Source organism: Collinsella sp. CLA-AA-H302, from assembly GCF_040093305.1.
Classification (GTDB): domain Bacteria; phylum Actinomycetota; class Coriobacteriia; order Coriobacteriales; family Coriobacteriaceae; genus Collinsella.
On record NZ_JBBNJW010000005.1, the window covers coordinates 1 to 15,874 of the forward strand.

At 56.6% G+C, this 15,874-nt stretch carries 14 protein-coding genes; 4 read left to right on the top strand and 10 right to left on the bottom strand.

Translation table 11 applies throughout. The annotated features are described in order from the left end of the window. Positions 1-168 precede the first annotated feature (168 nt). Positions 169-594: a DUF4869 domain-containing protein gene (locus AAAV21_RS04725; RefSeq protein ID WP_199408725.1), complete on the top strand. Its 426-nt coding sequence runs from the start codon at positions 169-171 to the stop codon at positions 592-594. Next, complete coding sequence (locus AAAV21_RS04730) at positions 594-1,571, top strand: translation initiation factor 2 (RefSeq protein WP_349107813.1); 978 nt, start codon at positions 594-596, stop codon at positions 1,569-1,571. The genes AAAV21_RS04725 and AAAV21_RS04730 overlap by 1 nt, the downstream gene beginning before the upstream one ends. Here AAAV21_RS04730 and AAAV21_RS04735 read toward each other — a convergent pair. The 5 genes from AAAV21_RS04735 to AAAV21_RS04755 all read right to left on the bottom strand — a co-directional run bounded on the left by AAAV21_RS04735 (position 1,568) and on the right by AAAV21_RS04755 (position 8,478). After that, a complete protein-coding gene (locus tag AAAV21_RS04735) occupies positions 1,568-4,054 on the bottom strand; it encodes a glycosyltransferase (protein WP_349107815.1) in 2,487 nt (828 codons plus the stop codon). The genes AAAV21_RS04730 and AAAV21_RS04735 overlap by 4 nt on opposite strands. Further along, entirely contained in the window at positions 4,055-5,122 is a 1,068-nt protein-coding gene (locus AAAV21_RS04740) for a glycosyltransferase family 2 protein (RefSeq protein WP_349107816.1), read from the bottom strand. A 12-nt stretch (positions 5,123-5,134) separates the two neighbouring features. Then, complete coding sequence (locus AAAV21_RS04745) at positions 5,135-6,253, bottom strand: glycosyltransferase family 2 protein (RefSeq protein WP_349107819.1); 1,119 nt, start codon at positions 6,251-6,253, stop codon at positions 5,135-5,137. Positions 6,254-6,327: 74 nt separating this feature from the next. Beyond that, on the bottom strand, positions 6,328-7,368 hold the full coding sequence (locus AAAV21_RS04750; RefSeq protein ID WP_349107821.1) for a glycosyltransferase: 1,041 nt from the start codon (positions 7,366-7,368) through the stop codon (positions 6,328-6,330). A 6-nt stretch (positions 7,369-7,374) separates the two neighbouring features. Next, positions 7,375-8,478 (bottom strand): glycosyltransferase, encoded by a 1,104-nt coding sequence (locus tag AAAV21_RS04755; protein WP_349107824.1) that lies wholly within the window; start codon positions 8,476-8,478, stop codon positions 7,375-7,377. Positions 8,479-8,734: 256 nt separating this feature from the next. On the opposite strand from AAAV21_RS04755, the gene AAAV21_RS04760 reads away from it, so the two are divergent. Next, positions 8,735-9,757 (top strand): glycosyltransferase, encoded by a 1,023-nt coding sequence (locus AAAV21_RS04760; RefSeq protein ID WP_349107826.1) that lies wholly within the window; start codon positions 8,735-8,737, stop codon positions 9,755-9,757. A 17-nt stretch (positions 9,758-9,774) separates the two neighbouring features. Here the strand turns inward: AAAV21_RS04760 and AAAV21_RS04765 are convergent, their stop codons facing one another. The 5 genes from AAAV21_RS04765 to AAAV21_RS04785 form a co-directional block, all read right to left on the bottom strand. Then, positions 9,775-11,733, bottom strand: coding sequence for an AAA family ATPase (locus AAAV21_RS04765; RefSeq protein WP_349107828.1), 1,959 nt, complete (start codon positions 11,731-11,733; stop codon positions 9,775-9,777). 41 nt (positions 11,734-11,774) lie between these two features. Then, entirely contained in the window at positions 11,775-13,586 is a 1,812-nt protein-coding gene (locus AAAV21_RS04770) for a hypothetical protein (protein ID WP_349107829.1), read from the bottom strand. Between the two features lie 128 nt (positions 13,587-13,714). Then, the gene (locus tag AAAV21_RS04775) at positions 13,715-14,134 is read right to left on the bottom strand and encodes an HI0074 family nucleotidyltransferase substrate-binding subunit (RefSeq protein WP_349107831.1); all 420 of its coding nucleotides are present in this window, start codon (positions 14,132-14,134) and stop codon (positions 13,715-13,717) included. Further along, positions 14,121-14,408, bottom strand: coding sequence for a nucleotidyltransferase domain-containing protein (locus AAAV21_RS04780; protein WP_117635060.1), 288 nt, complete (start codon positions 14,406-14,408; stop codon positions 14,121-14,123). Before AAAV21_RS04780 ends, AAAV21_RS04775 begins: the two co-directional genes overlap by 14 nt. Before the next feature lie 8 nt (positions 14,409-14,416). Continuing rightward, positions 14,417-14,848: an Rrf2 family transcriptional regulator gene (locus AAAV21_RS04785; RefSeq protein WP_099431873.1), complete on the bottom strand. Its 432-nt coding sequence runs from the start codon at positions 14,846-14,848 to the stop codon at positions 14,417-14,419. 224 nt (positions 14,849-15,072) lie between these two features. Here AAAV21_RS04785 and sufC point away from each other — a divergent pair, with 224 nt between their 5' ends. Then, entirely contained in the window at positions 15,073-15,873 is an 801-nt protein-coding gene (gene sufC, locus AAAV21_RS04790) for a Fe-S cluster assembly ATPase SufC (RefSeq protein WP_006235561.1), read from the top strand. Position 15,874 lies beyond the last annotated feature (1 nt).

Consider the following 15,874-nt stretch of genomic DNA (forward strand, 5'->3'; position numbering starts at 1 on the left):
TATCGCGGAAATATCGCGCTTTCGTAACCCATCCCTGACCCTTGACCCTTGATCACATACGTTACTGGCCAATAACGCCCATCTAATGTGCTGAGATATAATCAAACTCAACAAATGCAAAGCCAACAATCCGAAGGGACCAACGTGCTAACAATTCACTATGGTGATATGGAAAACGTTATCTACAACACGTCGGTTTACTTCGATAACGTCTATTCGCCCCAGTGGTTTCAAGACTCCTTTGCCCAAAGGGTCATTAAATCCATCGACAAAGGCACCGTGGTAGGCCCCAATGCAATCGATACCAAGATCCTAGGCATCATTCCTCCCGAGAAACTATCCAGCGGCACCAAAACGCTGCTGCTTATGTACTTTATGCCGCAGAATATATATAACGCCTCAAATTGTGGTGATAATTGCGCCTACTGGATTCTGAGGATCGCCGCGCAAAGGGATCTAACAATCAATCTCTACCATTTAATGGATTTCGGAAACGGCAAATTCACGGCTGTCATTGCGAACACGGGTGATGTCGTTCACACGATGTTCGACCTTGTCCCCATAGCTGGAAAATGCCTAAGGGAGAACTCCTGATGCGCGGATCATACAAGGTAATTATTCAAAATAACCGGGTTCAGTTTAAACTGACCATCAATAGAAATCTGACCATCATCCAAGGCAACAGTGCTACAGGCAAGACAACTCTGCTTGATATGGTGGCAGCTCACGAAGAGCTTGGGGCACAAAGCGGCGTAACAGTCAGTTGCAAAGTACCCTGTAAAACAATATCTGGAAAAAATTGGCGCAGAGATCTCCAAGAGATTTCCAGCAGCATTGTTTTTATTGATGAGGGCAATACTTTTGTTCGATCAAGAGAATTTGCTCATGAAGCAAAACGTAGCTCAAACTACTACGTAATCGTCGCCAGAGAGTCACTGCGCCAACTGCCCTATAGCGTTGATGAAATCTACGGTCTTAAGAACACCAACCGAACCACAACGAAGTATCCCGTTTACTCTCGTGTCTACACCTCTACATATCGTATTTACGGTGATACTAAATTTAGAGGCGAGAGGCCCGAGCTTGTCATCGTAGAGGACACAAATTCGGGCTACGAATTCTTCAGTTTGCTATGCAAAAAGAGCAGCATTAAGTGCATCAGCGCGGGAGGAAAATCAAATATTTGCAACTGCATTATGGACGCACCGGAAAACGACATCCTCGTGATTGCCGACGGCGCCGCCTTCGGACCAGAAATTGCGGAAGCAGTTGCTCTATTGCGCCGAAAGAACATCAAGCTATTCCTACCGGAATCGTTTGAATGGCTCGTGTTGAAGTCGGGATTATTCAACAGCAAACACATTAAGGACATGCTGCTTAACCCCGCTGATCATATAGAAAGCTCAAAGTTCTTTAGCTGGGAGAAGTTCTTTACTGCGGAACTCATCGAATGCTCACGAGACACGCGTTTTCGATATGACAAGAGCTGCTTGAACGAGGAGTACTTGAACCCTACCGCTCTTACAGCCCTTGAGCATACTTTGCCGGATCTTGGAATTACTTCGCCCTAAAGCGAGAAGTACTCGCTCTCGAGAGATAGGTTCGGCCCGAGCCACGGGTCACCGTCAAGGAAGAACTCCGGCCAGCGCTGCATGAACAGGGCTTGCTCGCGCTTCCAGCGGCGCAGCTTTTCCTCGTTGGCCTCTTCCCTGCCGCGCGAGGTGAACTCGAAGTGGTACAGCTCGGCATAGGGCGTAAAGATGGTGCGGTAGCCCGCCTCCCACACGCGCAGGCAAAAGTCTGCGTCGTTAAAGCCGACGGCGAATTCCTCGTTATAGCCTCCGACCTGCTCAAATACGTCGCGTCGCACCATCTGACAGGCGCCCGTTATGGCGCTAAAGTTGCCCGGGCGCACAGCGCGGGCAAGATAGCCCTCGCGCTTTGCCGAGAAGTCCTGGTTGGCATGGGCAAGTGCGCCACGCACGCCAACCACAATGCCGGCATGTTGCACCAGATGATCGGCAAAGTAGAGTTTGGCGCCCACCACGCCCGCATCGGGACGCTGCAGATAGCCCATCATCTCTTCGATAAAGTCGGGGCTTATGACCTCGGTATCGTTGTTGAGCAGCAGCAGGTAATCGCCCTTGGCATGCTCAACGCCAAAGTTGATGATCTGGGAGTAATTGAACTCGCCCGGCCAGTACACAACGCGCGCGATGCCCTTGCCTTCGGATGCTGCAGCCACGCGCTCCGGCAGGACTTCGTAATACGCAAACGTCTTCGGGTCTTCGCTGTTGTTCTCCACCAAGACGATCTCGTAGTTGGCATACGTTGCCTTCTGGGCGATCGACATCACACAGGCGTCGAGCGTCTCAATGTGATCCTTGGTAGGAATCACAATACTCACCAGTGGCGCAGGCTCCGGCAGCACATGGCGCATGCGGTAGACAAACGGCGTCTCGGTCTCCTCGACTGTTCCACGAACGCCCAGCGCGTTAAAGTGGCGCTGAAGCGCAAGGCGCCCGGCTTCAATAGCATACGGCTTGCTATCGGCAGAACCGTCGGCGGTCGATCCCGGATGCACGCGCCAGTGATACAGCACGTGCGCGACATGCTCAAACCGCGCGCCCGCCGCAAGGCAGCGAAGCGTAAGATCGTAATCCTGGGCGCCCGCGACGTCTTCTGGGGACGTACCAATGTGATCGATGAGCGCCTTCTCCACCATCAGGAAATGCGTCACGCAGTTATGGCTATAGAGCAGGTCGACGTTGAGTCGCGTCTTAAAGACCGGCTGACCCCACTCCCCCGTTTTCTGGAACATGTCCTCGTCGCAGAACAGGACCTGGGGACGCTCGCCCTCGGCAGCCTTGTTCAACGCGGCAACATAGTGGAATAACGCGTCCGGTTCCAGAATGTCGTCATGGTCCAAGAACGCGATGTAGTCGCCCATCGCTTGCTCGATACCTGCGTTGGTGTTGACCACAATGCCGCCGTTGCCGGACAGCTCGATGCGGCGAACGCGCTCGTCATTGGCGTCCGCCGCAAGGTCGGCCACCGCATCCCATTCGGGCGAGGCATCCATCAACAGCAATTCCCAGTTGTCATAGCTCTGGACTAGCACCGAGTCCAGCAGCTCGCGGAGGTAGACCCGATCAGTCTTGTAGCACGGCACCACAATGCTCACGAGCGGCCTATAGGCAAAGGCCGTCGAAGCGACACGCTGGCACGCCAAATCGCCCGGCTTTGCGCGATGCTGCTCAAACCAACGCCGATAAGCTGCGTCGTCTGCACGCGCGTCCTTCATGCGGCTCCAGCTGTCGTCGACCATGCCGTTGTACAGGCGACCATCCATGGCGCAAAACCCGCTCTGGATCTGCTCTGTGGGATCGCTCGCAATCGCGACAAAATCCCGTATATCCTGAGGTATCTCAACGCTCAGATACGTTTTATTGACACGGCATCCGTTCTGCTGCGGCACATCGGTCTGCGACTCAAACACATGCACGGCAACATCGATGGCATTCATATGCGTATCGAAGATCTGGAACTCAGGTGCGCACTGGGGGTCTCCCGCCCAGGTAACCTCATAGCGCCACACAGCGCCGGCGTCTGCCGGCAAATAGCGAATGGCATCGATCTCGTAGCGGCCGCAGTGTTCGCCACGCTGCGCATCGCGGATAAGCGCACACAGCGCAGGCTTTGCTTTGTAGTTAATCTTGGATTCCAGCTTGGCCACGCGGCTATCGAGGCGGATGGAGCCCAACCTTTGGTCACCGGATGCAAATGTAACATCAATCGTAGAGCCGTCCAAAAAGGGAAGCACCAAGACGGCGAGCTCGCGCTCGTAATCGGAAACGGAAGGGCAAAGCGCCAACACACGGCCATGATCGACCGGGAGCACCAGCGACGGCACACAAGAACCGCTCGTCGTCGCATGGGCAAACGCTTGAGAACCCTCCCGCTCGATAAGCGCGGCGACATCCTGACCGGCAAAACGAAGCAGCACAAACAGACGGCCCTGACTGCGGCAAAGTGCCAAACGCTTGATACTCATCTACACTTCTCGCTTTCCCAGGGCGTTCGCTGCCATGCGCTTGCAGGCACCCAGACGCCCAAACCTCAAGACGTCGTAATCGAACATGAGCTTTTTGCATGCACGGGCATTGGGGGCCTTGCTGGTAAGCGCCGCACGCACCATAGCGGCAACAGAAGGAGCGCATTGTGCGAGCGCGGCATCGCTGCCCACGGCAGAACCGTCAAGCGCCGTGGCAACGGCAGCAACCACCTTGCCGCAGTCCGACCCCAGCAACCTGAGCGCATCGTACAACACCAAATCGCACAGGAAGTACGCCAGGTCCTCGGCATGCTGGGCATCGAGACCATCGCGCTGCCAGTCAGCCAGCACCGCGGAGTAAATCTTCACGTGCTCCAGCAGTCGTGTCTCGTCGTCATAGCGCATGGTGTCCATAAGCGAGCCCTTGCGCGCCACACGGTAGTCGTACAGCTTGTTCGGGATAAGCGCGGTCTTACGCGAACGACCGTACACGGCAAAATCGAAGACCTGGTCCTCGCCATACTTGACGGTTTCGTCGAACACGATACCGTTACCCAGCAAAAACTCACGCTTGCAGGCGGTGCGCCATGCAAAGGGGCGAGATGCTTCCTTAAACAGCAGGTCAGAGCTATAGCCTTCAAACGACACATCGTGCGGGCTCAACACATAGTTAAGCCACGGATACCCCGCCTCCAGCGGATACGGGTTCGCGCCAAAGGTCAAAACGTCGCAGTCCTCGCGCTCAAAGGCATCGACGATCACGCGGCATGCATCGGGCGTAAACCGGTCGTCGGAATCCAAAAACGCAACGATAGGCGCCGTGGACGCAGCAATGCCCGCATTGCGCGCGCTCGACAGGCCACCGTTCTCCTTATCAACCAGCGTAAAGCGCGCGTCCTTTTCGCAATAGGCAGCCGCAATATCGCGCGAGCCGTCCGGCGAGCCATCGTTGACCAGCACGCCTTCCCAATCGGGCATGTCCTGCGCAAGCAGGGAGTCCAGGCACCAGGCCAGGCATTCCTCCACCTTATAGATGGGAACGACAACGGAAATCTTGGGGGTAGCCATAGTCACTCGCTCCTACTGTACGGCCGGAACGTCATCGGGGTGCGGATTATCGCCGTAGGTGCGCTGATACGTCAGCACGCGCCAGACCAGTGGCAGACCGCCAATCTTAAAGTAATGCTTAAACGTATTGAGCTTGCCCGGCTTCTTAAAGTCAAAGCGCGAATCGATATAAGCGCGGGACGACTTGACCATCAGGCGCAAGTCGGTCTCGCCACGCGGATCGAACAGCGACAGGTCAAAGCGACCGGCATCCCAATCGGACTTGAGCTCGGGAGAGGCCTTCTCCCAAAACTGCTCGCGCAACTCATCGACCAGGCGCTCATCATTCCAACGGTACGTATCGACCTTCATACGCATTAAAATGCCCTGAAGCTGAGCCTTAAGCTCGGGGCGTTCATCCAAAAAGCGCTGCATCTCGGCATATTCGTCGCACACGCAAAACACCTTGTTGGGCGAATTAACGGAGCTCTTCTCGTTATCCTGGCGATAGCACAAAATGGGGACCGCGATAAACGCAGCACGCTCGGCGCATGCCCAGACCTTAAAGTTAAAACCCGCATCCTGATACGAAGCACCCGGCGTGGGAAGGAACCGAATCTGATTGTCGTTGAGGAACTCGCGCCGATAGATAGCCGACCAAATGGAAGGTTTGCGGTAGAAGATGCCCGGGCGATCGACGGGGCGATACGCGGCGCCCGTCATATGCTCGTCGATGATCCCAAACAGCTCACGGCGCTCGCTGGGCGTGGACCAATACAGGTAAAAGTCGCCCTTTACCACATCGGCATGCTCGGCATCGGCCTTGGCGACCAGCTTTTGGAGCGAATCCTCAAACATAAAGTCGTCAGACTCAAGGATGCCCACGTACTCACCGCGTGCCATCTCCAGGCCGCGGTTCATCGAGTCGCCGTAGCCGCTGTTGGCCTTGTCGATTATCTTTACACGGGGGTCGCGCTCCATGTACTCGCGAATGATATCCGGCGAGCTATCGATGGAGCCGTCGTTGATACAGATGATCTCGATGTCCTTGAGCGTCTGCGCCACGGCGGAATCGAGGCACTCGCGCAGATAGCGCTCGACATTGCAAATGGGGACAAGCAGCGAAACTTTAGGGGTATCAGAGTTCTGCAAGAGAACCTCCTGTTGAATAGCGTATAACAGGGTTATTTTAGCAGCCGAGTTGCGGCGGGCGGCAGCGCTTGGAATTAGATAAAGCGCTCCAGGCAGGCTTTGAGACCGCGAGTCGAAAGATAGAACAGCGTTGCGTCTGCCATCGAAACGCCCGCGGTCGCCGCAACGAGCTTGTGGGCAACACGGCGAACGGCGCCCTTAGCAGGCATATCCGCCCACTCCGCTCCCAAAAACGTCGTGAAGTCCATGTTAACGCGAGCGGCTACACGGCGGTAGTCATTAGCGTCCAAGCGTGCCAAATCAAACACAATAAGGTCCAGGAACCAGGTGATCAGCTCGCCGGGACACAGGCCCAAAAGACCGTAGGCCGCCCAGCCCTCCAAGACCTCCTCGAGCATCCTCATGTGGGCGTCAAGCTTTTTGGCGCGAGCCTCGGCACTGTTGAACTCATGCGTCGCCGATTCGCCCTCCATCACGTAGTGGTAGAACTTGTCCGGCATGACAACGGTCTTGCGGGCAAGCGCATAAGCCGCAAATTGGAAGACAACGTCCTCGCCCAAAGCCAAACCGGGGGCGAAGCGAATGCCTTCGCGATTGAGCAGCTCGCGCGAAAAAGCCGCACGGCAGGCATAGGGCTGCACATTCGCATGGAACAGCAGTTGGGGATCACGGGCGCCGAAGGTACCAGCTTTGGGGCTCATGAGTTGCTGGACGCGTTTGGGCGCGGCATCAGACGGCTCGCAGACGCCGCCAAAAACGGCGACCTCGGCATCCGATGAAGCTATGGCCTGCAGCACGTGCTCGACCGTCTGGGCGTCGATATAATCATCAGCGTCTACAAAGAAAACGACATCGCCCTCGGCGGCATCGATACCGGCATTTCGAGCGCACGAGACGCCCGCGTTTTCCTGATCAATCACCAGTACGCGATCGTCGGCCTGCGCGACCTGGCGCAACACGTTCAACGAATCATCAGTCGAACCGTCGTTGACGCAGACAACCTGAATCGAGCGCTCGGACTGAGCCAGCAGCGAATCGAGGCATCGCTGAATGGAGCGCGCAGAGTTATAGACGGGGACGACAATGGTAGCTTTAGGACACAAGGCCTCTCCCATGCCGACCTACCCCCTCAGCGATTCGATGAGGAAGGCGGCGACGACGCCTGGGCCTCCAACCGAGGCGTAATACTTAGCACGCCCCAAGGCACCATCCGTCGCAAAACTCGGATGCTCGTCAACCCAGCCCTCAGGATCTTTGAGGATGGCAGCGAGATTCGCGCGCTTCCACGGCTTGAGGTCGTCAAGCGAAAACTCCCCCGCGTCCAAGGCCGCCTGAAATTCCTTGGCCATCTGCACCAGAAACTCCTTATAGAACTTAGGCGCCAGGCGCACGTAGTTCCACATATACGAATCGTACTTAATGAGCTGATTGAACTTGAGCATGCGCGCGACATCGCCGCTTGCGTGGTCGCGGGCATAATCCTCTCGAATCCAACGCTCAATCTCGGCATACTCGGCATTGACGCAAAAGACCTTAGCCGAAGAATTGACCGAGGAATTCTCGTTGTCCTGGCGATACGACAACACGGCATCATGCAGGTAAACAGCTTTTTCGGCGCACGCGATCACCTTAAAGGCAAACGACGTGTCTTGAAAGGATGCCCCCGGAGTCGGCAGGAACGTAATGCCGTTGCGCTCAAGAAAATCGCGACGGTACACAGCCGACCAAATCGACGGCTTTTGCTTAAAGAACTGCGTCGTATCGCTCGGGTGCACCGGCTTGCCGCAATCCTGAGGCCTAAACATCTCGTGCAGCGAACGGCGCTCCTCGGGCTTAGACCAGTAGAAATCAAAGTTCGCCTTCGCAAAGTCGGCATTATTGCTATCGGCGGCCGAGACAAGCTTTTCGAGTGCGTCGGGCGCCATAAAGTCATCGGACTCCAAGATGCCAACGTACTTGCCACGCGCCATCTCCAGACCGTGGTTCATCGAGTCGCCGTAGCCGCTGTTGGCCTTGTCGATCATCTTGACGCGCCCATCGCGCTCCATATACTCGCGGATAATCGCGGGCGAGTTGTCGGTCGACCCGTCGTTAATGCAGATGATCTCAATATCCTCGAGCGTCTGCGCCAGGGCGGAATCAAGACACTCGCGCAGGTAGCGCTGAACATTGTAAATGGGGATAAGCAGCGACAGAACAGGGCTGCCAGAGGCGTTAGTAGACAAATGTGCTCCTTAGGAAATACCTGTCGTTTCATGGTATCAAAGGGTCAGCGCGCCAGCGGGCGTTTATATAATCTATGGAGCCTCTTGCGGGCAAAGTAGCCGCACGTCATGCGGCGGGCCCATGGCAGGTTCCTGCGTTTTATTCAAAGCTTGCCGTCAAGGTGCGCCGAGCCTTTACAATAGGACAGTCCCAAGGACGTATTCGATAGCTTCCGCGCAGCGCTCGCCCGCCGCGCGTGAAAGGATATATTGCCCCATGACTTCAACCCTTCCCGCCCCCATAGATAAGCTCGCCATCGTTGTCGTTACGTACAAGCGCCAGGAACTCCTGGCCAACTTGTTCGACTCCATGACCGAGCTCACGGCAACGCCCTGGCGCATCGTGATTGTCGATAACGAGAATTCGCGCGAGACCGAGGCCATGTGCACCGCATTCAACGAGCGCCTGGCCAACCTGTGGGGCATCGACGCCGAGCAGCCCGACGCGCAGGGCGGCACCGACCGTGTCATCTACGCCCCGCAGCTCGAAAACGGCGGCGGTGCGGGCGGCTTCTCCGCTGGCACTAAATGCGCCTACGATCTGGGAGCCCAGTGGTTCTGGGTGATGGACGACGACGTGCTCGTCATCCCCGAAGGCATCGAGCGCTTGGCCAAGTGGACCGACCGCTACGACGTTATCCAGGGTTCGCGCCTGGACTTTGACGGCGGCGCCTTCTTTTGGCAGTACCAGCTCATCCTTTCGCTCGGCATTCCCAACCCTGTCGCCAAGTGGGACTTGGGACCCAAGGGCTACCGCACCATGAACCAACTGTGCTTTGAGGGCGGCATGTTCTCGCGCCGCGTGGTCGACAAGATTGGCCTGCCCGACGCGCGCTTCTTTATCTACGGCGACGATGCCTGCTACGGCTACGTAGCCAGCCAACACTTCCCCGCTGCCGTGGTCGCCGACGTGGTGCTCAAGCGCGCCCGCGCCGTCTCTAACTGGGATATCGCCGGCAAGCGCCAGCTCAACTCCACGAGCGACACCAACCGTTACTACATCATGCGCAACCGCGGCTTCCTCGCTCGCTATATGCAGATCTACGGTGACTACCACCCCATGCTGTTCCGCCTGGGCAATGCCGCGACCTTCTGCAAGGAGTTCATTCGTCTGGCAGCAGTCGACAAATGCTTTAAGACCGGCATTCCGGCGCTGCGCCGTGGCATGAAGGACGCCCGCAAGATCGTTAAGGATCCCAACTGGAAACCCATGCCGCCCATGAAGGACGCAGAACAGTAAAGGGCTTTCGCCCGCCGCTACAGTCGTTGGCACACCACGGACACACGCTGACCGTCAAAACCAAAGCCCCAACGCATGCGCCCGACGGCGGGGCGCGGCACGCGGATATCATCGATGCCGTCGCGCTCTATGTCGAGCAGCGCCTGAACCGCCAACAGTTCCAGGCCCAGGGCATCGACGCAAGGGTCGTACAACATGTTGATCGTAATGAGCGGTCGCTCATCGAGCATGCCGAGCGTGTCGGCCACGTCAAACACCCGACCGGTGGGAATCACCTGGATATCCCAGCGATCCGAGACGCCGCTTCGCTTGGAGCTGGGATTGCAATAGCCGGGCAGTCCAAAGCAGAGCCCCTGAAGCGCCAGATGATAGGCTGTCGGCATATCTGATTGGCCCACATCGATGCCCAAATCGCCGATAGCACAGCTCAAAGCTTGCTTTACAGCGTCCTCGTCTCCTCGACACAGGCCGTCATGGAACGAGTCGATAACTCCAACGTCCTCAACGGCACACTCAAACCATTCCAGAATTACAAGACGGAGCGCCTGACGCACTTCGTTGTTAGGCAGACGCAGGGAACGAAGGCACGCGCCGTCCTCCGAATGCCCCGTCATATCCGTCGTAAGGAATCCAGACAGATACAGCGCTGTCCAGATATCTTCGGGCTTGGCGACATCGGCCACCTCGGCATGCACATGCACTGGCGCCTCAATAAACCCATGCGGCTCAAGCAAATCGAACAATGCGGACAGGCGCATGAGATTCCAGTCACCGACGCATGCGCTCAGACGGTCGACGTAACCATACAGATCTGCCCGAACGGGCGCGACGCAACCGCGATATGCGTAGTCCACCACACGCTCCGGGATCGAGCAATAAAAACCACCAAACAGATAGCCCTCGAGCCACTCACGCGCGTCATCCAGACAGCCGTTGCGACCGATGCGATCCAACAGCACCTGGACTTCATCGTCCGAAAAACCGAACCATCGATCACACCAACTCGACAGCGGCGTCGCCGATCGGTAGGAAACCCCACGTTGGGACAACGCAAACTCGGCAGGACCGGGGCGCTCGCCCATAAGACACGTCAATCGCAACGAGTCGCCAGCGCTGGCAATGGTGTCGAACAACAATCGGCTGAGCGACTCTAGGGAATCCACGCTCCCGTCGTCCTTAGCGTCCAAACGCTTTGCACATACCGCGTCGTAGTCGTCTATCAGAAGAACAACCCGCTCATCGAAAGCTGTCTGAAGCAGTTTAATGAGCACGCCGAGCGCCGCATCGATCTCCTTATCACTGGCCACCCCACGTGCCGCCCTCTCGATAAGACGAACCTCACGTCTTGACAGATCAGGCGCGGCAAGCAGCGGCAGCAATCGGGCGCACTCGTGCGCGACAGCGCTGCGAATAGCCGCCGCAGCATCAGCGTCGCGCCTCGCAGCGACAGCTGAAAAGTCGAGCATGATGACCGGATAACACACGTACTCATCACGATAGCGACCGCCGCCCGCCTGCCAAATCTGGGTGCCGACGAACGGGCTTCGATCCGGCCGCAGGAGATCAGGTCGTTCCAAATAGCATTTGAGCATCGATAGATTCATGCTCTTGCCAAAACCCTTGGGCCGACAGCAAAGCGCAACAGATGCTTCGCAGTCCAATATATCGGCAATAAACATAGTCTTATCGACGAGTAAACACCGATTGATTGCATCGGAAAAGTCGTGCACATCGACCGGCAGAGCTGCGTTATCCGCATAATTGAGCAACCGTGCGCCAAACGCATGAGCAACACCATAATTCGCCTGTTCAGACACCGTAAACTCTCCCTCTAACGCAGCACGATGCCCATTGTAGCGAGCGGGTAGAGCGCAACAATATCGACATGCAAACGTTTCGGGCAACGGTAGCAACAGACCCCCGAGGGGGCATAACAAATCGTTGCACAACAAAAACGGGGCCCGATGCCGCCGCACCGGACCCCGTCCCAAACTCTTATAGAAAACGATCTGGAAGATTACTCCTCCGAGCCGTCCTCCCCAGAAGCCTTCTTCTGCTGATCGAGCTTATGCTTACCACTTACGATAGACGTAGCGCCCAGCGTGGCCAAGCTCGCACTGGCAAGGCTCGCCATCACAATCAGATCGCCCGTCTTGGGCATGTTACCGCCCGAGGACTTGGTCGTTGTAGTCGTCGTGGTCGTGGTGGTCACCGTTTTGGAGTCATTCTGCTCCTGGACCTGGTTGTCAGCACCGCTCTTGTCGTCGTCTTCGGACTGTTTCTTTTCGCCCTCGGCCTTGCTCTTGTCCTTCTCCTCAGATTCAGACTTCTTATCCTCGTCCTTCTTCTGTTCGGACTTGTCGCTCTTCTCCTCAGAGCTAGAACCCTTATCGGATTCAGCCTTCTCGGAAGCCTCGCCCTTGGAGTCACCCTTTGCGGCTTCGGTCTTTTCCGTGGAAGCTTGACCAGAATTGCCCTTGTTCGAAGTCGAACCGTTATTGACGCCAGCCATCAGCGAAGAGCCCAGCGTAGAACCAAGCTGCACGGAGAAAGAAGGCTTCTTGTCAGGCGAAGCAGAGGGAACGTCCGGCGCCTTATTCGAGTCATCCTTGGAAGTATCGGAATCAGGGGTTGCGTCAGAGCCGGAGCCGTTGTTAGAGCCGGCGCCAACGGACGAATCGCTCGAGCCGGTTGATGAGTTAGAAGTATCAGCGTCGGTCGAACCAGAGGCGGCGCTGTCCGTATTGCCGGAAGAGCTTGAAGACGAATCGCCCGCAGCAGAGCCGTTCGAATCGGAGCCGTTCGAGGTAGAGCCGTTGTTGGTAGTGCCACCAGCAGAGCCATCACCGTCAGCATCGGTCGAGGGCGCATCCATCTTGTCATCGTTGGCATCGTCACTCGAGTCGTCATTCGAATCAGGCGTCGACGAGGGCGCCGGCGTGGGCTCGGGCTGCACGGGCGTCGCGGCGGCAGCCTCGTCCTCAGCGATATAAACCAAGCAGTCCTTCAGCTCATTCTTATAACGATTCTTCCAGCCCTCATGATACTGGGGCTGGCTCGAATACTTGGTCGCCACGTTATTGACCACGCTGTTGGAGAGCGCCGTCACAAACTCGCGGTCGGACATATCATTGGAAAGATTCGCCCAGCGGAAAAAGTCCCTGCAGCCACCGGTGCCGCACATGTTGGTGATGCTCCACACCATGCCCTTAACGCAATCGGCACGGCCCGAAATATCAATACCCAAGCCGCTCTTGAGCCACGCCTCGGTCACCGCATAGTACGAGTTGTACGCATACGCATCCTGCAGAGCCGAAAACTCAGCAGGGTCGGTGTTATAAGCGCCCTGGAAGGCCTCCTGCGCAATACGGCCCAACTCGGTGAGCTGGCCATTCTCGTACATGGCATTGCTCGTGTTGGAAATCTCGCTGCCGCGATCAATCGCATCCTTGAGCATGCTGTATTTTTCGGGGTTGTAGTTGTAGGCCTGCTTCATAAACGGAATGAGCGACCATCGACGGTCGAACTGGTAATAACCCAGCGCGTTATAGCCGTCGCCACACGAAAAGCCCTGGTTATAGTTGCCATGGCTCTCGTACTTGGTAAAGTACTTCATCTCGGGGGTCACGTTAACAAACGAAACGCCCTGGACCGACCTCAGCACGCCCGAGAAGGACTGCTGGGTGTAGAGACCCTTATCGATATCGGTGGCATCCGAGGCAACGCCCGGCGTGGGCTCCTCGGCAGCGGCGGGTGCCGGCACGGAAACGGCGCCAAACGAAAGCGCCAGCGTCAGGCCCGCGACAATAGCAGAATGCTTGGGCTGCATAAGATCCTCCCTGCATTGGTGTAGTTAAAGTGCAGTTTGCAAAGATAACAATAAGTATTGCAGCTCGCCCGTTGTTGCACAACAACCCCTCGGTAAACGGCAACAACCCTCCGCGAAATCTTAAGGAATTAAACAAACTGGTCGTCGGGCACCAGAAGAAGATCGCCGTAGCGCCCCATCAGCCCGTCTCTCAACTGACAGAAAGCGGGGATATAGACGTTCAAGATACGCTGAATCAAATCTTGAGCGAGCTTGTTGTCATAGATATGAACGTTCGTATTGCGATCCCTGAGCATATCTAGCCATGCCGCCTCATCAATAAAATCGTAGAATCGGTAGGCTTCCTTCAAGATGGCACGAGGAGACCCCGATGCAGCAAGCGTGGCGCCCTCATACTCGAGCAGACGTTTAAGGAGCTTCCAGCTCAGTTCAAACTGAAGGTTGAACTTATTAATCAATCCACTCTGAACAAAATCATTGCTAAGATCCTGATTGGGTGCATCCTCAAGATTCGCCAAGGCGCTGGCATAGTTCTCATATTTTTTCATACAGAATCACACCATCCCTGGCAATTTCATCGAGCAATTGCTGCGATAAGGACTCATCCAGATTGACGACGTCTATATCTAAAAGAGTATCAAGACGCTCCTCTATCAGATATGAGAAACGGTCGAAATCCCGGCAACCTGCTACAGCAATATCAATATCGCTCTTAGGCAAATTGTCACCGCGGGCACGAGAACCAAACAGCACAACCTTCTCGGCGTCACATTCCCGAGCAAAAACCTCGATTTGCTTGTACACCTTGTCGAGAGATGCCATTTGAAATCCTACAGCTTAATGTCGAAGTTGATCTCGGGGACGGCAGCAAGGTCGGCCAACGTCACACCGTCGACGTACTTTTCGATCACGTCGTCCAGACCACGCCAGAATTTGACGGTCGAGCAGAGATCGCTGCGGGCGCAGCTGTTGTCGATACCATCGCACGCCACCGGAGCCGTGCTGCCCTCGACGGCGCGCAGGATGTCGCCGGCACGCACCTCGGCCGGGTCCTTGGCCATCATGTAGCCGCCGCCCTTGCCGCGCACGCTCTTAAGTAGGCCCGCCTTCATGAGCGGACGGACCAGCTGTTCCAGATACTTTTGCGAGATACGCTCGCGGTCGGCGACCTCGCGCAGGGCGATCTTGCCCTCGGCGTCACCAAGCGCTGCGATATAGATCATCAGTCGGAGGGCATAGCGGCCCTTAGAAGAAATGAGCATACCTACCCTCCCATCGCATCTGGGACAACATAACCAGGTTTGTTTGTCCCATTTCTTAAGTAAGTGGGACAAACACAACAGGTAATTTTGTCCCAGAATTTGAAAAGTCGAGTGGATTAGTCGGGTTTTCCCTTGACTAACGCCGAACCCATAGTAACTTTATTCCGAGAAGATTCCTAGGGTTTCGTACACCTATGAGTACACCATATACAGAGAGGGACAGCATGAGCGCAAATCCGCTGCTTTCCATCGAAGGTCTGACCGCCTCCGTGGACGAGAAGACCATCCTCCACAACGTCAACCTCAACGTCGCCGCCGGCGAGACCCACGTACTGATGGGGCCCAACGGCGCCGGCAAGTCCACCCTCGGCCACCTGGTCATGGGCGACCCCGTCTACACGGTCAACGACGGCCGCATCGTCTTTGACGGCCAGGACATCACCGAGCTCACCACCGACAAACGCTCGCGCGCCGGCCTATTCCTGAGCTTCCAGGCCCCGGTCGAAATCCCGGGCGTGCCGCTGTCGAGCTTTTTGCGCGCTAGCATCGCCGGCCGCCCCGGCCTGGAAATGAAGGGCAAGGAGTTCCGCCGTCGCGTGAAAGAGCTCGCAGCCGAGCTCAACATGGACACCGCCTACCTCAACCGCGAGCTGGGCGTGGGCTTCTCGGGCGGCGAGAAAAAGAAGGTCGAGATGCTCCAGCTTCTGCTGCTGCAGCCCAAGCTCGCCATCCTGGACGAGACCGACTCCGGCCTGGACGTCGACGCCCTGTCCACCGTCAGCCACGGCATGGACGCCTATCGCAAGAGCTGCGACGGTTCCATGCTCATCATCACGCATAACACGCGCATCCTGGAGCACCTGGATGTAGACCGTGTCCACGTTATGGTCAAGGGCCACATCGTGCGCGAGGACGACGCCTCGCTCATCCCCTGGATCGACAAGAACGGTTTTGAGACCTTCGAGCGCGAGGCCGCCGAGCAGCGCGCCCAGGCCGAGGCCGCCGCTGCCGAGCAGCAGGCGTAAA